Here is a 249-nt window from a genome sequence, read left to right as displayed (position 1 = left end):
AGCTGAGAAAAAGGATTTGGCGGACGTTGCCCGTATCCACGTGGAGGCGTGGAAAAGTGTTTATCGTGGGATCATTCCTGATGAAGTATTGGACGCAAGGAATCTGGATGCACAGCAAATCGTGTGGGAAGAAGAGCTCGATAAAGGTGCAAAGCTGTATGTCTGTGAACAGGAGGGGAATATCGTAGGATTTGCTTCGGGGCATGAGGTGGATGCATTTCATGCGGAGATTGACACCCTCTATTTTCA

General features: G+C 48.2%; 1 protein-coding gene. It reads left to right on the top strand.

The features are described from left to right. The coding region (locus tag HJY11_RS13670) for a GNAT family N-acetyltransferase (protein ID WP_368041617.1) at positions 1-249 on the top strand (249 nt) is incomplete at both ends.

The sequence above is a fragment of the Bittarella massiliensis (ex Durand et al. 2017) genome (assembly GCF_017566145.1).
Classification (GTDB): Bacteria; Bacillota; Clostridia; order Oscillospirales; family Ruminococcaceae; genus Bittarella; species Bittarella massiliensis_A.
This window is presented reverse-complemented; position numbering and strand designations above follow the sequence as displayed.